Source organism: Pseudomonas sp. IT-P218, assembly GCF_949767605.1.
Lineage (GTDB): Bacteria > Pseudomonadota > Gammaproteobacteria > Pseudomonadales > Pseudomonadaceae > Aquipseudomonas > Aquipseudomonas putida_AE.
Map to the genome: position 1 here is coordinate 116,190 of NZ_CATKQQ010000077.1, position 20,409 is coordinate 136,598.

Here is a 20,409-nt window from a genome sequence, read left to right on the forward strand (position 1 = left end):
ATGTCGGAGCCGTGAAGGTCAGGCCGCAGCCTCTTCGTTGGGTTCGAAACTGTCCGCCCGCGCCATCTGCCACATCCGCGAGTAGAACTCGCCATTCACTTCACCGGTGAGCAACTCCCCCGGCTTGAGGAACACATGCAGCTGTGAGAACAGCTTGATCTCGGTGGCCGACATGCGCCGCACCAGGTGCTTGGCCGACAGTTGCGACGGATGTTCAAGGCCGGCGGCAGCGAGCATCTCGGCCAGGCCCTTGAGCGTGTTGCGGTGGAAGTTGTAGACGCGCTGGGCCTTGTCCGGCACCACCAGCGCACGCTGACGCAGGGTGTCCTGGGTGGCGACGCCGGTCGGGCATTTGTTGGTGTGGCAACTTTGCGACTGGATGCAACCGATGGCGAACATGAAACCGCGCGCCGAGTTGGCCCAATCGGCACCGATGGCCAGCACGCTGGCGATATCGAACGCACTGACGATCTTGCCGCTGGCGCCGAGCTTGATCTTGTCCCGCAGGTTCAGGCCGACCAGGGTGTTGTGCACGAACAGCAGGCCTTCGCGCATCGGCACGCCGATGTGGTCGGTGAATTCCACAGGCGCGGCGCCGGTGCCACCTTCCTTGCCGTCGACCACGATGAAGTCCGGGAGAATGCCGGTTTCCAGCATGGCCTTGGCGATGCCCATGAACTCCCACGGGTGACCCAGGCAAAACTTGAAGCCTACCGGTTTGCCACCGGACAGCTCGCGCAGTTGCTGGATGAAATGCATCATCTCGATCGGCGTGGAAAACGCACTGTGGCGGGACGGCGAGATGCAGTCTTCGCCCATCAGGATGCCGCGTGTGTCGGCGATCTCGCGGGTGACCTTGTGCTTGGGCAGGATCCCGCCGTGGCCGGGTTTGGCGCCTTGGCTCATCTTGATTTCGATCATCCGCACCTGGGGCGTTCGGGCCTGTGCGGCGAAACGCTCGGGGTCGAAGCGGCCATCGCTGGTGCGACAGCCGAAGTAGCCGCTGCCCAGTTCCCAGGTCAGGTCGCCACCGTGCTCGCGGTGATAAGGGCTGATGCTGCCTTCGCCGGTGTCGTGGGCGAAGTTGCCGAGCTTGGCACCCTGGTTCAACGCGCGGATGGCATTGGCACTGAGCGAGCCGAAGCTCATGGCCGAAATATTGAACACCGACGCGCAATACGGCTGGGTGCATTGCGGGCCGCCGACCGTGACCCGGAAACCGCTCGGGTCGCTCAAGGGCGCCGGGCGCATTGAGTGGCCGATGAATTCAAAACCCGACTGGTAGACGTCGATCAAGGTACCGAACGGTTTGTCGGCGCTTTCATTCTTGGCCCGGGAATAGACCAGCGAGCGCTGGGCCCTGGAAAAGGGCAGGGCGTCGCTGTCGGATTCGAGCAGGTATTGGCGGATTTCCGGACGAATGCCTTCGACCAGATAGCGGATATTGCCCAGGATCGGGTAATTGCGGCGCACTGCGTGGGGGCTTTGCAGCAGATCGAACAGGCCGATCAGGCTGAGCACGCCGGTGACGGCCGTGATGGGCCAGAGCCAGTCGTGCTCGAGGAAGGGCAGGCTGGCGAGGGTGAAGATCACGCAGACGGCAAAGAAGGCGTAGCGGCTCAGGAGTGACAGGCTCATACGGTTTCCTTGGGTTCGGACTCAAAAACTTTGGCAATACACAAACCACCTCGCGATGGCGGTGCGTCAGCCAACATCAATGTCGAATATAATGGCGTTTTTGAGTCAAAGGCCTTTTTTATGTCAACGTCTGTTGCCCAGCCCTCTGCCCTTATCCACATCGCCGCCGCCCTGTTGATCGGTCCCGACGGGCGAACCCTGCTGGTGCGCAAGCGCGGTACCCAGGCATTCATGCAACCGGGTGGCAAGATCGAGGCCGATGAAAAACCGGTCAGCGCACTGGCCCGGGAGCTGGAAGAAGAGTTGGGTCTGCTGATCGATACGGCGCATGCCACGTTCCTCGGGCAGTTCTTGGCCCCCGCCGCCAATGAGCCGGGTTTTGTCGTGCAGGCCGAACTGTTTCTGCTGACCATCGATGCCGAAGTCACCCCGGCTGCCGAGATCGAAGAAGTGATCTGGATCGATCCGGCCAGCGACGGTGGTGTCGTTCTGGCGCCATTGACACGGGACCTGATCCTGCCGTTTTATCGAGCTTCGCTGACCGCTATCGCCTGATCATTACGCAAGGGACTTCGCCCATGATCCCGCTTCAAGACCTGCTGATTTTCGCCGCTGCCGCGTTGCTGATGGTGCTGACACCGGGGCCGAACATGATCTACCTGATCTCCCGTTCGATCTGCCAGGGACGCAAGGCCGGGGTCACCTCGTTGCTTGGCGTGGTCGCGGGTTTCTTCGTGCATCTGTTCGCCGCCGCGGCCGGTTTGACCGCGGTGTTCCTGGCGGTGCCGATGGCCTATGAAGTGTTGAAGTGGGCCGGCGCCCTGTACCTGTTGTGGCTGGCCTGGCAGGCAGTCAAGCCGGGTGCGCGTTCGCCGTTCGAAGCGCAGCAGCTGCCACCGGACTCGTCGCGCAGGCTCATTACCATGGGTTTTCTCACCAGCGCCCTGAACCCGAAGATTGCGGTGTTCTACCTGTCGGTGTTCCCGCAGTTCATCAGCCCCGAGCACGGTTCGGTGTTCACGCAAAGTATCGTCCTGGGCCTGACCCAGATCAGCGTCAGTTTCTGCGTGAACCTGATGATCGCCCTGTTCGCGGCCGGCATCGCCTCATGGTTTGTCAGCAATCCGACCTGGCTGGCGATGCAGCGTTATTTCATGGGCTTTGTCTTGTCGGCGCTGGCGTTGCGCTTGATGCTCGAGCAAAAACGGATGGCCTGAACATGTTGATTCAGCGACTGGATGCCAGCCATGCGCTGGACTATCGGACGATGACGCTCGAAGCTTACGACCGGCACCCCCGGGCGTTCACCTCCAGCGTGCGCGAACGTGCAACGATGCCCTTGAGCTGGTGGGAGTCGCGCCTGACCGGCAAGCTGGATGTGGTGCTAGGCGCTTTCGACGAGGGCCGGTTGGCGGGCATCGCCGGGCTGGCCTTCGAGCCCCGGGAAAAGGCCCGGCACAAGGCGACGCTGTTTGGCATGTATGTGTCCGCTCACGTGCGCCAGCGCGGACTTGGTTTGCAACTGGTGCAGGCGGTGCTGACCGAGGCGCGGACCCATCAACATCTGCGGGTGATCAAACTGACCGTCACCGCCGGCAACGATGCCGCATTCAACCTCTATAGGCGCTGCGGCTTCGTCCAGTTCGGCCTGGAGCCGATGGCGGTGCGGGTGGGTGAGGAATACTTCGACAAGATCCACATGTGGCGCGAACTCTAAATCCACCCCGATCAAAAACGAACGGCGCTTACCCCATCCAGCGTCGAAAATGACGTGTCCTTGGCCGTCAGCAAAAAATCTCTCATGTACGGCGCATCGAGCATGTCGGCCCGAATCGCCGCATACAGCGTCGCAAACAAGCCTTTCTCGCCCAGGCGCTTGGCCTTCACGTAGCCCCGTGAGCTGTATTCATGCAGCGCCCAATGGGGCATGCCGCACACGCCGCGACCGCTGGCCACCAGCTGCATCATCATCACCGTCAGTTCCGAGGTGCGGACCTGGGCCGGCTCGACGTCGGCCGGTTCCAGAAAGCGCGTGAAGATATCCAGCCGGTCACGTTCCACCGGGTAGGTGATCAGGGTCTCGCTGAGCAGGTCCTGCGGGACGATGTAGGCCTTGCTGGCCAGGCGGTGCTGGTTCGCCACCGCGAGCATGGCCTCGTAGGTAAACAGCGGCACATAGGTGATGCCTACCAGCTCCACCGGATCGGACGTCACCACCAGGTCCAGGTCGCCACGGGCCAGGGCGGGCAGGGGGGCGAAAGAGAAGCCGGACGCCAGGTCCAGCTCGACTTCCGGCCAGGCATCGCGGAACTGGTCGATGGTTGGCATCAGCCACTGGAAGCAACTGTGGCATTCGATGGCCATGTGCAGGCGCCCGGCGGTGCCTCCGGCCAACCGCGCGATGTCGCGCTCGGCCGCGCGCAGCAGCGGCAAGGTGGCATCGGCCAGTTGCAGCAGGCGCAAACCGGCGCTGGTGAAACGCACGGGCTTGGTCTTGCGCACGAACAGCGGCATCCCCATGCGTTCCTCAAGCTCCTTGAACTGATGGGACAGCGCCGACTGGGTCAGGTGCAGGCGGTCGGCCGCATCCACCAGGCTATCGGCTTCGCGCAAGGCGTGCAGGGTCTTCAGGTGACGGATTTCAAGCACCGGGGGCTCCATGAGGAAAACTTGTGATCAACACGAAAAGGTTGAGTTTGTCTCATGATGCCCTGGCTGTCGACAATAGCGCCATCTTTTACAGGAGCAATTCGACATGGCCGTAGCCCACACCCTTGGTTTTCCCCGCATCGGTGCCGACCGCGAACTGAAAAAAGCCCTCGAATCCTACTGGAAGGGCGACCTTGACCAGCAGGCGCTGCACAGCGTCGGTCGCCAGTTGCGCAACACCCACTGGCAATTGCAGAAAGACGCCGGCATCGACCTGCTGCCGGTCGGCGACTTCGCCTGGTACGACCAGGTACTGACCCATTCCCTGGCATTCGGTGTGATCCCCGAGCGCTTCGACAGCACCCGGGACGAACGCGGCCTGCCGACCCTGGACACCTTGTTCGCCATGGCCCGTGGCGCCACCGTGAGCTGTTGCGGCAGCGAGCACGGCCAGGCGCAATACGCCCAGGAACTGACCAAGTGGTTCGACACCAACTACCACTACCTGGTCCCGGAATTCAGCGCAGACCAACAGTTCAAGCTGAGCTGGGAGCAGCTGTTCGACGAAGTGGGCGAAGCCCAGGCCCTGGGGCACACCGTCAAGCCCGTCATCATCGGCCCGCTGACTTACCTGTGGCTGGGCAAGGTCAAGGGCGACGACTTCGACAAACTCGACCTGTTGGAACGCCTGCTGCCGGTCTACAACGAAATCCTCGGGCGCCTCGCTGCCCAAGGGGTGGAGTGGGTACAGATCGATGAACCGATCCTCACCCTCGACCTGCCGCAGGAATGGAAAAACGCCTTTGAACGCGCCTACCACATCCTCCAATACTCGCCGCTGAAAAAACTGTTGGCGACCTACTTCAGCGGCCTGCAGGACAACCTCGGCCTGGCCGTCGGCCTGCCGGTGCAAGGCTTGCACATCGACGCGGTGCGCGCGCCGGATCAACTGCTGCACGTGCTCGATCGCCTGCCGACCTACAAGATCCTCTCAGTGGGCCTGGTCAATGGCCGCAACGTCTGGCGCTGCGAGCTGGAACCGGTGCTGGCGCAACTGCAATTTGCCCAGGAACGCTTTGGCGACAACCTCTGGGTCAGCAGCTCCTGCTCGCTGCTGCACAGCCCGGTGGACCTGGAACGCGAAGACAAACTCGATCCCGAGCTGAAAAGCTGGCTGGCGTTTGCCGTACAAAAGTGTGGCGAAATTGCCGTACTGCGCGATGCCCTGAACGATCCGCAAGCGCCCAAGGTGCAAGCCGCGCTGGCCGAAAGCCGTGCCATTGCCACCAGTCGCGCCGAATCGCCGCGCATCCATAAAGCCCAGGTGCAAGCCCGCATCGATGCCATTGGCACAGCGGACAGCCAGCGCCAATCGCCGTTTGCCCAACGCATCGAGCAACAGCGTGCACGGTTGAAACTGCCGACGTTCCCGACCACCACCATCGGCTCGTTCCCGCAGACCGGATCGATTCGCCTGGCGCGCCAGGCTTTCAAGCAAGGCAAGCTGTCGGCCAACGACTACACCGACGCCATGCACCACGAAATTCGCCACGCCGTGCAAATCCAGGAACGCCTGGGGCTGGACGTGCTGGTGCACGGTGAAGCCGAACGCAATGACATGGTCGAGTATTTCGCCGAGCAACTCGATGGCTATCTGTTCACGCGTTTTGGCTGGGTGCAGAGCTACGGTTCACGCTGCGTGAAACCGGCGATCATCTACGGCGACCTGAGCCGCCCGAAAGCCATGACGGTCGACTGGATCACCTATGCCCAGAGCCAGACCGACAAGGTCATGAAAGGCATGCTCACCGGTCCCGTGACGATGCTGATGTGGTCCTTCCCCCGCGAAGACGTGTCGCGCAAAGTCCAGGCACAGCAACTGGCGCTGGCCCTGCGCGACGAAGTGCTCGACCTGGAAGCGGCCGGCATCAAGATCGTGCAGATCGACGAAGCCGCATTCCGCGAAGGCCTGCCGCTGCGTCGGGCACAATGGCAGGAATACCTGGAATGGGCGGTGCAGGCATTCCGCTTGAGCGCCAGCGGTGTGCGTGATGAAACGCAGATCCACACCCACATGTGCTACAGCGAATTCAATGACGTGATCGGGGCGATCGCGGCGATGGATGCCGATGTGATCACCATCGAAACCTCGCGTTCGGACATGGAGTTGCTGCAGGCCTTCGAAGCGTTCGACTACCCCAACGACATAGGTCCGGGTGTCTATGACATCCACTCGCCACGGGTGCCGGACACGGCCGAGATGGTCAAGTTGATCAGCAAGGCGGTGAAGCGGATCCCGGCCGAGCGGTTGTGGGTCAACCCCGATTGCGGGTTGAAGACCCGCGCCTGGCCGGAGACTGAGGCGGCCCTGGTGAACATGGTGGCCGCGGCACGCCAGCTGCGAAGCCAACTGGCTTGAGGAACCTGCACGGGAGCGGATTGACCGCTCCCGTGCGGCCTGTCAGCCCTGATCGAAATGTCTGAGCGCCGCTGATTTCTTGCCGATATCGGCGTAAGGCAGGTTGGCGTTATCGGCGTGAGTCAAGGCGCGGTGTTCGGGTAGTTTCAGATGCGCTTTTTCGAACTCGAGAAAGGCGGGGGCCGGCTTGGCGTAGTGGAAATGGGCATACCACAACAGCGTGGGAGGCGTTGCCGTCATGTCCCATATTTCGTATTCCTGCAAGTAATCGATTCGCCGATCAGGACGTTTGCCCAGGGTTTTCAGCTCACTGGTCTTGCGTATCTCTGCGGCATTTTGGCTGATCAGATCATCGAGCATTCCATCCGTAGGGTTTTTGCTGCGCAGTGACTGACGGGTGCGCATCCGACGTCCGGTGGCAATCAATTCCACTGCCTTGTTACGCAGTTGCTCGATGACGGGGCTCTGTGGGGAAATGGCTTCGATATCGAGCGCCCGGCGCTTCAGTTCGTTGGCCTCGTTGACCATCATGTGCTCCAGATCGACCGGGAGCATATCCTGCGCTGCATAGGCTTGAATCCTCGACCGGTAGGCCGGCTGCGACTGCAGGCGATTACGCGCATCTTCGATCATGGCAGCCGCGTCCTTTTGCACGGGGCGAGCGATTGGCTCGGGAGGATTGAGCAAGCGAGACTTGCCGTTTGCACCCTGTTCCCATATTTCCTCGACACCACCCTTCCCGGTCAGGATGTATTGACGTTTCTGGGTCGTTGGTTCCAAGCGCTCCCCCCCGATCAACAAGTGGTCGTCTTCGGTGATGAAGACCTTCTTGCTGCGTTGCCCGGCCGGCACGGCTGGCGCGGGTTGGTCGATGCCCTTGCGTGCCCGTTGGGCCATTTTTTCGATTCCCTCCAGCAAGGGCGCGACCGCGTCGAGATAGAAGTGCTGGGGATCGCTGGCGGTCCAGGCATTCATGCCGCGACGGAACTGGCTGTAGTGCTCGAGGCATTCCTGGAAAATCTGATTGCGTTGGGCTCGGGTGGCAGGGACCTCCTGCAGGCTGAATTGAGTGAACAATGCACGGTCGACGTTGATGCGCAGGCTTTCGGCTTGGGTCTGTAGATGGAACCAGGACAGATCCCGTACCGTGTCAAAGCGATTGACGGTCTCCAGAAGATGAGCTGTTCTCAGGTAAAGCAGAGTGGGCTCGTTGAGGCGTCCGTTCAACGCCTCTACTTCGGATGTCATTTGTGCCTTTTCGGTTCTGACCGTAATGCGCTCGTACCACCGGTTGAGGTCGCGCATTGCCGTTTCAATCTGTTCCAGGTGGCCGATGACTTCCAGGCGTAGCTTTCGAATGTCGTGCAGAATCCGAACGCGTTCGGCGAGCGCACTGTCTGGTAGTTCGTCCAGTTGATCGATTAGAGCGTCAATTCGGTCGGTGAGCGGATTAGACCGATGGTTGGCAAAGAAAACCCTCTGCTTTTGCCTGTCGGCGATTATCAGGGCGTCATGACTTTGCATTTCACTGAGCAGGCGTCGTTTGTTGCCATGTGCCAGGGGCGCCAGCTCGACCAGCGTCTGGTAATGCCCGCTGGCCAGTTCGATGTCGCCGATACAGGCTGCTTCGGTCTCCTGAATCAGGGCCGGACGGGCTTCTGCGGCAACACTGTTGTACTTTTCCAGTGCCGCATTGGTGCGCGAGACCCGAGCATCGATTTGCGGCGCCAAGTTGTCGGCGGCGTCGGTCAGTGCATTGTGACGACGAAACACCCGATCGGCCCACCACCTTGGCAGGCGTTCGCGAATGGCAGCAGGCCAGATCGGGTCAAGTGCATCGGCCAGATGCCCGAGCACGCCGCCGCCACCCAGCCCGCCGCCTTCGAATGTCGACCCGTAGACGCCGAACCAGGTATCCCATTGGCCGGCTTCATCGAGCGCGATGGGTTGCCGGTAGGTTTTTTTCCGCGTGCCGCTCAGTCTCAAGCCGCGTGAGTCCGCACTGGGTTCAACCTGGAAGATGCGGCCCTGGCGCGTGATGAAGTCGCCGTCGGCATGCCGGTAGACATTGCGATAGACCCCGTGCTCGAGCGGTTGCAAGCCGGCCAGGGAAATCGGTTTTTCATACTCGTATCCGGCGAAGCGCTGGGCGATATGTCGTGCGTGGCGTGCTGACGTCGACCGCAATGCCGTGGCGCCTTTGCCCAGCGCCGTCAACTGACGAGCACGCGCCAGCGAGCGGACGACGGTGGTCGAGCGGGTGGCCGGCGAAGTACCGGCGATGTCCATGGCGGCATCGATCAACGACAACAACACCGACTCTATCTCTGCCAGGCCCTCAGCCACCTCGCCATGCGACAGAGCAGCGACCGCGTTGTTGGCACTGTTCCAGGCATCATAAAGCGCAACTCCCGCACCGACGAAGGGCACCAGGCCTATCGCCATCTTGATGTAGTTGAACGCTTTCGCACCGCTGAGTGCGTAGCGTTCCAGATACAGGTCGGTGCGCGAGCGCGAGGTGTCGCGATGGGCTTCGATCAGGCGGCCCATGTGGGCATTGAGCAAATGTTCGGCCAGCGACGTCGTCGATGGCCACGCCAGGCCAACGCCGATCATGGCGTCGAAATGCTTCAACACGGCCTGGTTGATGCGGCTTGCGTGGGCCGCCTCGCTGCCTTTCAAGGCTCGTCCGGCCAGGTAGCTGACCATCTCGCTGCGCAGGCATAGATTAAACAAGGCCCGGCGAGCGCTCTCCAGGCTGTCGTAGCGGCGCAGGCATTGGCCGTCGGGGCTGTCGGGCAGATACAGCAGGGTCATCCCGCTGACCTGCTCTTCAATGAAGGTCACGCCGGACAGGGTGGTCGGGCCTTCGTTTGGCGTGTCCTTGCCGCCGGCACTCAGGTAGGCCGGGAACAGTACGATACGATTGCCGTTCGCTTGCCAGGCCTCAGGGGCCTGGGCATCGATGGCAATGGTCAGGACCTGTAGCTGGTCCTGGTTGATCTGGTTTTGCAGGTGCGCGCATTGACCCTGCAATTTGAGCATCAGGCGCCAGGGCTCGACCAGGCATTCGCGGCGATGCTCCCTGACGAAGGGCGTTTCGCTGGCCGAGCCCATGAAGGTATTACGGATCAGATCTTCGTAGCGCTGTGCAAGGTCAAGCTCGGGCAGGACCTTGCGCAGGTAGGTGTTTGTGATGCCGGTCACCAGTGCCTGGCGTTCGTTTTCGTCCGTTGCGTTGACGTGCACCCGCATCTGGGCCAGTCGCAGTGAAAGAGGCTCCAGCTGCATGGACGGGGTGTTATCGATATTGAGCTGGGCCAGCTCCTCGAGGGACATTCGGCTGCGCGTGGCACTGGGCACCGCCACCAGTTTTTGCGGGGTGCCTGGGGCCGCGCCGTCGGCCAGTTGTTTTTCCAGCTTGACCGAATCCGGCAGGTCCAGCTGGACGTCAAACTCCCCTTCAATCGAGAAGTCTGCGCGCAACCGCACCTGGAGGTGTTGACGGGTGAATGCGTCACGGGGCGCCAGGGCCGCTTCCAGTTGTGCGTGACTGCGATGCATGGCCTGGATATAGGCCTCAATCAGCTTTTTCAGCTCGGCGCCGGCTGACACCGACAATGTCGCCAGCCAGGTGGGCAGACGCGAAGCCATGGCGGCACTGCGGCTTTGTTCCAGGCGCTGCGCCAGAGCCAGATGACGGGCTGGGTTAACCGGGACCTGCAGCTTGGCCAGGGTTTTGCGCCGCAGCTTTTCCAGTTCATCGGCGCGTTCTGCCGCCTGCGCCGGGTCGGCATGGCGCTGGCGTACTTGCGCGGCCTGTTCTTCAAAGCGACTGATCTGTTTATCCTGGCTGTAAAGCAACGGATCGCAACTGATTTTTGTCAGCTGCAGGGTCAGCTCAGGATCCTGTTCGCGGATCTTGAACAGTTCCAGCTCCAGGTCCCTGCGACTGGCGAAGCGTTGCAAGCCGCCGCCAATGCCGGGCCAGTAAATTAGCAGGCTGTGAGGCGCGGCGGGATCGAGCAGCACCTGGGAGCGGGTGATGACAAACGGCCCCTCCAACGCCTGGGTCTGGTTGCCGCTGGTGTGTTCGATCAACGACAGACTGGCCGCCACGACATCGGAGTCGGTTTCGTCAGCCGCAGACGGTTCCAGGATGGCCTGGAGCATGTCGAACTGCGAACTGTCGAGCTGATTGAGCGACCTCTGCAGTTTGGCCTCGGCCTGCAACCCGTCCTTGTGGGCCTGATAAAGCGCGCTGGACTCTCGGTTGAAAGTCGTCAGGTCGAGGACGCGCGATCGGTAAAGCAGGGCGGATGCGGCCCTGTCGGCAGCCTGTTCCGCCGTTTCCAGAGCCTTGAGGGTGTCATCGAATATCCGCTGAAGGTCAGTAGCGCTGTCCTCTCCCAGCAGTGTTTCCAGCGCCGCCTGCTGTTGGCGAAGCGAGGTCAGGCGCATGGCCAGGGGAATATCGGCAGACAGGCTATCGAACAGCGCTGATCGATCCTCATCGCCAAAGCCTTCGGTCAACTCCAGGCTCTCAAGGCTTGGCGCCTGGGCAAACGCTCCGGCACGCCGGGCTTGCAGTTCGGGCGCAAACAGGTCGCTGATGCCTGTGGTCAATGGCCCGGTAGTGGTCGTGTACTGAAAACTGTAATGGCTGGGTAACTCGGGCGGAGCAAGTAGTTGCGCGGACAGCCAATGCTCCATGTCGCTGCGCTCCTCGAAGGCCTGGACGGGAACCGGGCGAGAGGGCAGGTAGAGCAATTGCGCGACGGGTTGCTGGTTGCCCACGGTGATCACCCAGGCCGCCGGGATTTTCCAGAGGCTGTTGTCGCTCAGCTTCAGCGCCAGTTGTTCGCAATGGATGGGCTGGTCGTCCAGATGCACCGTCTCGGTCCCGGCGTCCAGCATCAACCAAAGCGGTTTCAATTGTTCGGCACCCAGGGTTCTCAGGGCGAACCCCAGTTGCGCCGCTGATTCAATGTGAGCGCGGTATAGCTGCTCGGCCCGATCACGGCGCGACAGCGGTGTACCCGGGGCACGGGCCTGCCAATAGGCCGTCGCGCCTTCATCCAGCGGCGCGCTTGCGAACAGTGCCTGCAAGCTTTCCTGACAGGCTTGCCAGCTCGCCAAGGCGCTTTGCAACAGGCTCTGGTGGGGATTGCTGGTCAGCGTTGAAAACTCGGGGATGGCGGTCGGCGAGGAGGGTGCGAGTGTTGGGAGTCTTTCGGTCATGATTGCGTGGCTCATCCATGAGGAGCGGCGGGTCCACTCCTGATCAAGCGCCATTTAAGAAAAATCCCCTGTGCCGGTGGCACTACATAGTTATCGCATCGACCATTGAGCGGCATTCATGAAACTGTCACGCAACTGTGGCAGCGCGCTTGAACAAACTTCATCAGACTCGCGCTCTACTGGGGTTCTGCGTTTTGGTGTTTTTCCATGGGTGCTTGGTTCTTTTCACGAATGGTTTTCCTGGCCGCACTGTTGTGCGGCCTGCCGTCTCTGGCGGCGTCTCGCTGTGACGTCAATGTTGCAACCCAACGGGTTGATCTGGCCCAGGTAAGCCTGGCGTACCAGAGCATTGGCCGTGCGTCCGACCCGGCACTGCTGCTGGTGATGGGGCTGGGCGGGCAGTTGATTCACTGGCCCGACGAGGTGGTGGTCGCGCTGTGTCAGCAAGGTTTCCGGGTGATTCGTTATGACAATCGCGATGTCGGCCTGTCGACCTGGCGGCAAACGCCGGTCGAGGCCAACCTGACCTTCGAAGTGCTGCGCTACAAGCTCGGCTTGCCTGTGTCGGCGCCATACACCCTGACCGATATGGCGGACGACGGACTGGGGCTGATGGATGCGTTGCACATCGAGCAATTTCACGTGCTGGGCGCGAGCATGGGCGGAATGATTGCCCAGCACATGGCAGCGATGGCGCCACAACGGGTCGAGAGCCTGACCCTGATCATGAGCACTTCAGGAGCCGAAGGCTTGCCCGCGCCGAGTGCGGCGCTGTTGCAGTTGCTGGCGCGTCGGGGTGCGCCCAACCGTGAAGTTGCATTGGAGCAGCAGGCGGACCTGCTGGCGGCACTGGGCAGTCCGGCGGTGACTGATGATCGCCAGGCATTGCTGCAGCAGGCGGCACAGGCGTACGACCGGGCCTTCAATCCCGAGGGCGCCAAGCGCCAGATCCTGGCGATCCTGGCCGAACCGAGCCGAGTGGCATTGCTCAATCAGCTACGGGTGCCGGCGCTGGTGGTGCATGGCACGGCCGATCCGTTGTTGCCGGTGATGCATGGCGTGCACCTGGCGGCGCATCTGCGTGGCAGCCAGTTGAAGTTGATACCGGGCCTGGCGCATCGTTTTCAGGAAGCGTTCAAGGCGCCATTGCTGGCAGCCGTGTTGCCCTATCTGCGGGCGCATCGCGAGGACACTTCGCATTGGGCGCAGATCGAGCCTGTGGCTGACCACAACCTTCTTTAGCGCACGGATCAGCCGTGCAGGCGAACCCAGACGCTGACCAATGCCGTCGCCGCGATCAACCACGCCACGGCCGCGACGGCCAGCGACGCCTCGAGGCGCATTCGATCGACCATCACATACAGGGTCGCCAGGTAGATGAAGTACGGAATGATCGACCACATGCCAAACACGATGGTGGTCTTCAGGTCATCCAGCGAACGGCCCTTGCCGACGATGTAATGGGCGATGAGCGCAAAGGTCGGGAACAGCGGCACAAGCCCGGCGATGTAATAGTTCCGGGTCTTGGCCAGGGCGGCGAGGATCACCACCACCGCCGCGCCCAGGGTTGCTTTGAGTATCAGGTCCACACAGGTCTCGCTTAATGGCTCAGGCCGTACTTTTTCACTTTGTCGAACAGCGTGGTCTTGGCCATGCCCAGTTCCAGGCTGGCCTGGGTCAGGTTGCCGCCGCTGCGTTGCAAGGCATCGCTCAGCAGGTTGCGCTCGAAGGCCTCCACCGCTTCGGCGAAGGCCAGGCCTTGGGCGCTGCCGCCCGCACCGGGTTTCTTGAACGCCGGCAGGCCCAGGGCAAAGCGCTCGGCGACGTTACGCAGTTCGCGCACGTTGCCCGGCCAGTCGTGGCTCATCAGGTTTGACAGGGTCTGGTTGTCGAGTTCCGGCGCGGCGCGGTCGAAGCGCAATGACGACTGCTGCAAAAAGTACTCGAACAATTGCAGGATGTCTTCGCGGCGCTCGCGCAGGGGCGGCAGTTCCAGGGTCACCACGTTGAGGCGGTAATACAGGTCGCTGCGAAATTCACCGGCCTTGCTCGACTGGTCGAGATCGGATTTGGTGGCCGCGATCACCCGGCAGTCCACCGCCACGCTCTGGTTCGAGCCGAGACGTTCGAGGGTGCGCTCCTGCAACACCCGCAACAGTTTGATCTGCAGGGGCAGGGGCATGCTTTCCACTTCGTCGAGGAACAGCGTGCCGCCGTCGGCGTGTTCGATCTTGCCGATCCGCCGTTTGCCGGCGCCGGTGAAGGCGTTGGCTTCGTGGCCGAAGATCTCGCTTTCGAAGAGGTTTTCCGGCAGGCCGCCGCAGTTGAGCGCGACGAATTGCCGGGTGTGCCGACGACTGAAGTCGTGCAGGCAGCGCGCGACCAGTTCCTTGCCGGTGCCGGTCTCGCCCTCGATCAGCACGTTGGCTGAAGTATCGGCGACATTGGCGATCAATTCGCGCAGGTTCTGCATGGCCGGCGAGCGGCCGATGATCCGCCCTTCGAGGGAGTCGCGCTCGGCCAGTTGCCGGCGCAACGACGAGACTTCCCGTGCCAGGCTGCGTTGCTCCAGGGCACGACGGGCGACATCCACCAGGCGTTCGGGCGAGAAGGGTTTCTCCATGAAGTCGTAGGCGCCTTTCTGCATGGCGCCGACGGCCATGGAAATGTCGCCGTGACCGGTAATCAGCACGACCGGCAGGCTGCGATCGCGGGCCTTGAGTCGGTTCAGCAGTTCCAGGCCATCGATGCCCGGGAGGCGAATGTCACTGATGACGATGCCGGCGAAGTTGTCGCCGACCCGTTCCAGGGCTTCCTCGGCGCTGCCGACACCGATGCAGGGAATGTCTTCCAGGGTCAGCGCCTGTTGGCAGCCGAGCAGCACATGGGGGTCGTCTTCGACGATCAATACACTAAGGTCGTTGTTCATATTGGCTCAGCGGGAGTGGGGCTTACCAACGGTAAACTGAGGACGAAAGCGGTACCACCGCTGGCCGGGTGCTCGACACCCAGGTGACCGCCAGTGGCGGCGGCCAGGCTCGCGGAGAGTGTCAGGCCGAGGCCCAGGCCTTGTTCGCCGGGCTTTGTGGTGAAAAACGGTTCGAACAGGTGCTTGCGCGCTTCGGCATCGATGCCGTGGCCATTGTCCCGTACGCGCAGCCGATATTTACCATCGAATACTTCGCCTTCGAGCCACAGTTCCGGCTGCGGTTGCGCCTGCATGGCGTCCAGGGCGTTGCCGATCAGGTTGACCAGGATTTGCTCGAGGCGGGTCTGGTCGATCCGCACCTGCACATCGTCGAAGTGCCGATGCAATTGCAGATGGGCGCTTTCCAAGCGCCCGCCGAGCAATTGCAAGGCGGCGTCCACGGCTTTGCCGAGACAGGCCTGGCCCTTGTCGTCACCGCGCCGGGCGAAGGAGCGCAGGCTGGCGGTGATCCGGCCCATGCGGTCGATCAATTCGTTGATGGTCTTGAGGTTGGTGCTGGCCACGTCAAGCTGACCGCGCTCGAGAAAACGCACGGTGTTGCCGGACAGGGTGCGCAACGCCGCCAACGGCTGGTTCAATTCGTGGGCGATGCTGGTGGACATCTGCCCGATCGCGGCGAGTTTTCCAGCCTGCACCAGTTCATCCTGGGCACGGCGCAGCGTCTCTTCGGCTTGGCGGCGTTCGCGGATCTGACCCTTGAGCCGTTCGTTGCTGGCGCGCAGGTCGGTGGTGCGTTCGGTAATCCGACGCTCCAGTTGATTGTTGGCTTCCTGCAAGGCTTCCCGGGCGGCCAGCCGGGTGGCGATCACCTTGCGCCGCTCGTTCCAGGCAATGAGCAGGAACGCCACCAGGGCAAATGCCACGGCGACCAGAATCCCCTGGTTGATCGCTTCTCTGCGCAAATCCTGGAGTGGCGTGAGCAGGGTGAAATTCCACGGTGTATCGCTCAAGGGCCGGGTTTGCGACAGGTAGCTGATGTTTTCATCATCGGAGACCAGTTCGCTGTTGGCGGGGAAGGTGAGTTTTTCCACGCCCTCGGACAGGGTTTCCCGGGCCAGCGGTTGCAATTCGTTCAGCGGAAACCAGTAGTACTGGAGGCTGCGGGCGAGCTTTTCCTTGGTGTCTTCGCTCAGCGGCACCACTGACTTGAGGCGTCGCGCCGGGTCGCTGGAGAGAATGATGATGCCGTTCTCGTCGCTGACGAAGGCTTCCAGGCGCGCGCGCTGCCAGCGTTCTTCCATGGCTTCGAGGCGCACCTTGACCACCGCGACGCCAATGATCTTGCCGTGTTCTTCCAGGCCATGGGCCAGATAGTAACCGGGTTCGCCGTTGGTGCTGCCGATGCCATAGAAGCGTCCGGGCTGGCCGCGCACGGCGTTCTGGAAATAGGCACGGAAGGACAGGTCTTCGCCCAGGTAACTGTCGACATCGCGCCAGTTGCTGGTGGCCATGACACGGCCGGTGGTGTCCATCACGTAGATGGCCCGGCTGCGGCTGCGCCGGTTCAGGCCTTCGAGGTAATCGTTGACGGTCTGCCGGTGTTCCGGCGTCGGGTCGGCCAGCAGCCTGGAAACACTGGTTTCGAGTTCCAGCAGGCTGGGCAGGTAGGTGTACTTGCTGATCTCGCTTTCGACGGCGCGGGCGTGCAGTTCCAGCTGGCGCTGGCCGTTTTCGCCGAGGCTGCGGATCCCATAGTGTTCACTGGTCCAGAAGCCGATATAACCCAGTCCGATCATCAGCGCGATGATCAGCGGCGGCAGGAACAGATGGCGAATCAGGCGGGGTTTCACGGCGAGTGATGGCGACGTGGCGCGATAGAGAGTGGGGTCGCATTTCATCACAGATGCCTTGGGTCAACCACAACACAAATCTTGAAATCACCGCTGACCCAATGTGGGAGCGGGCTTGCTCGCGAAGACGGCGGCACATTCAAAACAGGTGCGACTTTCACACCGCTTTCGCGAGCAAGCCCGCTCCCACATTTGGGGAGCGGTGTTTTCTTAGTGTTGCAGAATCTTGTTGAGGAAGTGCTGCGTACGCTCGGCACGGTGGCTGATGTCGCCGAAGAACTCCTCTTTCTTGCAGTCTTCGATGATCTTGCCCTGGTCCATGAAGATCACGCGGTCGGCCACTTTGCGGGCGAAGCCCATTTCGTGGGTCACGCACATCATGGTCATGCCTTCGTGGGCCAGTTGCACCATCACGTCCAGCACTTCGTTGACCATTTCCGGGTCCAGCGCCGAGGTCGGTTCGTCGAACAGCATGACGATCGGGTCCATCGCCAGCGCACGGGCAATCGCCACGCGCTGCTGCTGACCGCCGGACAGTTGGCCCGGGTGCTTGTGGGCGTGCGCTGAGAGGCCGACACGTTCGAGCAGTTGCAGGCCTTTCTTGGTGGCCTCTTCCTTGCTGCGGCCCAACACCTTGATCTGCGCGATGGTCAGGTTTTCAGTGATGGTCAGGTGCGGGAACAATTCGAAATGCTGGAACACCATGCCCACCCGCGAACGCAGTTTCGGCAGGTTGGTCTTCGGGTCGGCGATGGACGTACCGTCGACCACGATGTCGCCTTTCTGGAACGGTTCCAGGGCATTGACGCATTTGATCAGGGTCGATTTGCCGGAACCGGACGGCCCGCACACCACGATCACTTCGCCTTTCTTGACCTCGGTGCTGCAATCAGTCAGCACCTGGAAGTCCCCATACCACTTGTTGATGTTTTTGATAGAGATCATACGGCGAACCTTTTTTGCAGACGCTTAACCAGCTGCGAGGCGGCAAAGCTGATGATGAAGTACACGAGACCTGCGAAGATCAGGAACTCATTGGAGCGGCCAATGATGTCGCCACTGGCGCGCGAAGCATTGAGGAAATCCACCAGGCCGACGGCGTACACCAGCGAGGTGTCCTGGAACAGGATGATGCTCTGCTGCAGCAACAGCGGGGTCATCTTGCGGAACGCCTGCGGCAGGATGATCAGGCGCATCATCTGGCCATAGCTCATGCCCAGTGCCTGGGCGGCACCCATCTGCCCCTTGGGAATCGACTGCACACCGGCGCGGACGATTTCGCAGAAGTACGCCGCTTCGAACATCATGAACGCCACGATGCAGGAGGTGAACGCACCGATCGGGGTGTCTTCGCCGGTGATCCAGCGCAGCACGAACGGCACCGCCAGGTAGAACCAGGTAATCACCAGCAGCAACGGGATCGAGCGGAAATAGTTGACGTAGGCACCGGCAATGTTCGACAGCAGTTTGCTGTGGGACAGGCGCATCAACGCCAGGATGGTGCCGAGGATGATCCCGCCGACCACGCCCATGACCATCAGCTTGAGGGTCATGACCATGCCGTTCCACAGGCCGGGAATGGCCGGGACGATGCCCGAGAAGTCGAATTCCATCATTTACCCCCTACGGAAATCAGGCCAGGCACGGCGACTTTTTTCTCGACCAGGCGCATCAGCAACATCAGGCTCATGTTCAGGGTGAAGTAGATCAGCGTGGCCAGGGTGAAGGCTTCGAACAGGTTCGCGGAGAACTCGGCGGTCTGTTTGGTCTGCGCGAGCAGCTCCATCAGACCGATCAGCGAGGCCACGGAGGTGTTCTTGAAGACGTTCAAAAATTCCGAGGTGAGCGGCGGAATGATGATTCGGTAGGCCTGGGGCAGCAGCACGTTCCAGTAGATCTGCGGCAACTTGAAGCCCATGGCGCGGGCAGCGGATTCCTGGCCGCGGGGCAGCGCCTGGATACCGGTGCGCACCTGTTCGCAAACCCGGGCGGTGGTGAACAGGCCCAGGCACACGACGACGCTGAGGAAAGCCGAGGTGGTCGGATTCAAGTCCTGCTTGTACCACTCCTGCAGGTCGGCTGGCAGCAGGTCGGGTACCAGGAAGTACCAGATGAACAGCTGAACCAGCAGCGGCACGTTACGAAAGAGTTCGACGTAGCAGGTGGCGATGCCCGATACGATGCGGTTCGGCACGGTACGCATGACACCCAGGATCGAACCCAGTGTCAGGGCAATGATCCAGGCCGCGATGGCGATGCCGATGGTCCAGGCCAGACCGGACACGTACCAGTCGAGATACGTCTCGCTGCCCACGCCGGTGGACTTGAAGAACACGCTCCAGTCCCAGTTGTAATTCATTAGGGTCTCCCCTCAGATCGATCGATGTACAGGTACCCGCTTGGGGGAAGCTCCGTTCCCGCCTGATCTTTACGATCAGGCACACGCTCCCGGCTCGACAGCCACCGGTTCGAGTGTTTCCCAAAAATGCCAGCAGGAAGTGACCACCTCCTGAAAGGGCCAGGGCCCTCCCAGGAGATAAGGTTAGTCAGAAATCAGGATTTCTTGTCGTCAGCCGCTTTATCGGTCGGATTGGCGATCAGGGCCTTGAGCTCGTCGCTCATCGGGAAGTTCAGGTTCAGGTTCTTTGGCGGAATTGGCTGCATGAACCATTTTTCGTAGATCTTGTTGATCTCGCCCGACGCGTAGGTGGCCTTGATGGCGTCATCCACGGCCTTTTTGAACGGCTCGTCGCCTTTGCGCACCATGCAGCCGTAGATTTCGTAGGACTGTGGAGTGCCGGTCACGGCCCAGTCACTGGCCTTCTTGGCCTTGGCCGCTTCACCGGCCAGCAGGGCGTCGTCCATCATGAAGGCCACGGCACGGCCGGTTTCCAGCATCTGGAACGACTCGCCATGGTCTTTGGCGGAGATGACGTTCATGCCCATCTGCTTGTCGGCGTTCATCGCCTTGAGGATGCGCTCGGACGTGGTGCCGGCGGTGGTCACGACGTTCTTGCCGGCCAGGTCCGGGAAATCCTTGTACTTGGAATCTGCCTTGGACAGCAGGCGAGTACCGATTTCGAAGATGCCGACGGAGAAGTCGACTTGTTGCTGGCGCTCGACGTTGTTGGTGGTCGAACCGCATTCCAGGTCCACGGTGCCGTTCTGCACCAGCGGGATACGGGTTTGCGAGGTGACCAGGTTGTACTTGACCTGCAGGTTCGGCAGGTCCAGGTCTTTTTTCAGGGCTTCGACGACTTTCAGCTGGATGTCGTGGGAGTAGCCGACCGGTTTGCCGGAGGCGTCCGCGATGTAGGAGAAAGGAATGGAAGCGTCACGATGCCCGAGGGTGATGACACCGGACTCTTTGATCTTCTTCAGGGTGCCGGTGAGTTCGGCGGCGAAAACTGGCGTGCTGATCAGAGCGGCAGCAATGGCTGCGCCCAGGATATGGGGAACGATGCGCATCAAATTTTCCTCGACATTGTTTTTTTTATGGAGCCAGTTGTTCGGCCCTTTTGTGCTTCGAATGCCTGACGGCTCCTGAAGTGTTGGCGCAACAGGCATTCGTCCAAGAGTGTAGAGCATGACTCGTGCCAGGCCAGGCAGTAGGACATATTTTGTTGATTTATAAGGAGATTAAATATTTATGGAGGGCATTGTGGGGCAGAAGATATCCGGTT

15 protein-coding genes are annotated in these 20,409 nt (G+C 61.3%); 5 read left to right on the forward strand and 10 right to left on the reverse strand.

Translation table 11 applies throughout. The features are described from left to right. Positions 1 to 18: 18 nt before the first annotated feature. Positions 19 to 1,638, reverse strand: a complete 1,620-nt coding sequence (locus ACM6I6_RS26720; RefSeq protein ID WP_274074268.1) for an FMN-binding glutamate synthase family protein — start codon at positions 1,636 to 1,638, stop codon at positions 19 to 21. Between the two features lie 120 nt (positions 1,639 to 1,758). Between ACM6I6_RS26720 and ACM6I6_RS26725 the strand changes: the two genes are divergently transcribed. Genes ACM6I6_RS26725 through ACM6I6_RS26735 form a run of 3 tightly spaced genes read left to right on the forward strand, consistent with a single transcriptional unit; the run spans position 1,759 to position 3,355 of the window. After that, on the forward strand, positions 1,759 to 2,193 hold the full coding sequence (locus ACM6I6_RS26725) for an NUDIX domain-containing protein (protein WP_323606914.1): 435 nt from the start codon (positions 1,759 to 1,761) through the stop codon (positions 2,191 to 2,193). 23 nt (positions 2,194 to 2,216) lie between these two features. After that, the gene (locus ACM6I6_RS26730) at positions 2,217 to 2,855 is read left to right on the forward strand and encodes a LysE family translocator (protein WP_274074270.1); all 639 of its coding nucleotides are present in this window, start codon (positions 2,217 to 2,219) and stop codon (positions 2,853 to 2,855) included. 2 nt (positions 2,856 to 2,857) lie between these two features. Then, positions 2,858 to 3,355 carry a GNAT family N-acetyltransferase gene (locus tag ACM6I6_RS26735; RefSeq protein ID WP_414920938.1) on the forward strand — a complete coding sequence of 166 codons (498 nt, stop codon included), beginning with the start codon at positions 2,858 to 2,860 and terminating at the stop codon, positions 3,353 to 3,355. An 11-nt stretch (positions 3,356 to 3,366) separates the two neighbouring features. Here the strand turns inward: ACM6I6_RS26735 and metR are convergent, their stop codons facing one another. Further along, entirely contained in the window at positions 3,367 to 4,287 is a 921-nt protein-coding gene (metR, locus tag ACM6I6_RS26740) for a transcriptional regulator MetR (protein WP_414920939.1), read from the reverse strand. Positions 4,288 to 4,393: 106 nt separating this feature from the next. Between metR and metE the strand changes: the two genes are divergently transcribed. Next, positions 4,394 to 6,706 (forward strand): 5-methyltetrahydropteroyltriglutamate--homocysteine S-methyltransferase, encoded by a 2,313-nt coding sequence (metE, locus tag ACM6I6_RS26745; RefSeq protein WP_414920940.1) that lies wholly within the window; start codon positions 4,394 to 4,396, stop codon positions 6,704 to 6,706. Between the two features lie 42 nt (positions 6,707 to 6,748). Here the strand turns inward: metE and ACM6I6_RS26750 are convergent, their stop codons facing one another. After that, positions 6,749 to 11,947 (reverse strand): dermonecrotic toxin domain-containing protein, encoded by a 5,199-nt coding sequence (locus ACM6I6_RS26750; protein WP_414920941.1) that lies wholly within the window; start codon positions 11,945 to 11,947, stop codon positions 6,749 to 6,751. 207 nt (positions 11,948 to 12,154) lie between these two features. On the opposite strand from ACM6I6_RS26750, the gene ACM6I6_RS26755 reads away from it, so the two are divergent. After that, on the forward strand, positions 12,155 to 13,189 hold the full coding sequence (locus ACM6I6_RS26755; RefSeq protein WP_414920942.1) for an alpha/beta fold hydrolase: 1,035 nt from the start codon (positions 12,155 to 12,157) through the stop codon (positions 13,187 to 13,189). Positions 13,190 to 13,197: 8 nt separating this feature from the next. On the opposite strand, the gene ACM6I6_RS26760 is transcribed toward ACM6I6_RS26755, so the two are convergent. The 7 genes from ACM6I6_RS26760 to ACM6I6_RS26790 all read right to left on the reverse strand — a co-directional run bounded on the left by ACM6I6_RS26760 (position 13,198) and on the right by ACM6I6_RS26790 (position 20,194). Continuing rightward, the gene (locus ACM6I6_RS26760) at positions 13,198 to 13,527 is read right to left on the reverse strand and encodes a GlpM family protein (protein WP_180205389.1); all 330 of its coding nucleotides are present in this window, start codon (positions 13,525 to 13,527) and stop codon (positions 13,198 to 13,200) included. A gap of 20 nt (positions 13,528 to 13,547) precedes the next feature. Next, on the reverse strand, positions 13,548 to 14,876 hold the full coding sequence (locus tag ACM6I6_RS26765; RefSeq protein ID WP_274074276.1) for a sigma-54-dependent transcriptional regulator: 1,329 nt from the start codon (positions 14,874 to 14,876) through the stop codon (positions 13,548 to 13,550). Beyond that, positions 14,873 to 16,774, reverse strand: coding sequence for a sensor histidine kinase (locus ACM6I6_RS26770; RefSeq protein ID WP_274074277.1), 1,902 nt, complete (start codon positions 16,772 to 16,774; stop codon positions 14,873 to 14,875). The genes ACM6I6_RS26765 and ACM6I6_RS26770 overlap by 4 nt, the downstream gene beginning before the upstream one ends. Before the next feature lie 162 nt (positions 16,775 to 16,936). Continuing rightward, entirely contained in the window at positions 16,937 to 17,671 is a 735-nt protein-coding gene (locus tag ACM6I6_RS26775) for an amino acid ABC transporter ATP-binding protein (RefSeq protein ID WP_095197146.1), read from the reverse strand. Continuing rightward, entirely contained in the window at positions 17,668 to 18,339 is a 672-nt protein-coding gene (locus ACM6I6_RS26780; protein ID WP_274074278.1) for an amino acid ABC transporter permease, read from the reverse strand. Before ACM6I6_RS26780 ends, ACM6I6_RS26775 begins: the two co-directional genes overlap by 4 nt. Further along, positions 18,339 to 19,085 (reverse strand): amino acid ABC transporter permease, encoded by a 747-nt coding sequence (locus ACM6I6_RS26785; protein WP_274074279.1) that lies wholly within the window; start codon positions 19,083 to 19,085, stop codon positions 18,339 to 18,341. Before ACM6I6_RS26785 ends, ACM6I6_RS26780 begins: the two co-directional genes overlap by 1 nt. A 194-nt stretch (positions 19,086 to 19,279) precedes the next feature. Beyond that, entirely contained in the window at positions 19,280 to 20,194 is a 915-nt protein-coding gene (locus tag ACM6I6_RS26790) for a glutamate/aspartate ABC transporter substrate-binding protein (RefSeq protein ID WP_008056636.1), read from the reverse strand. Positions 20,195 to 20,409: the final 215 nt, after the last annotated feature.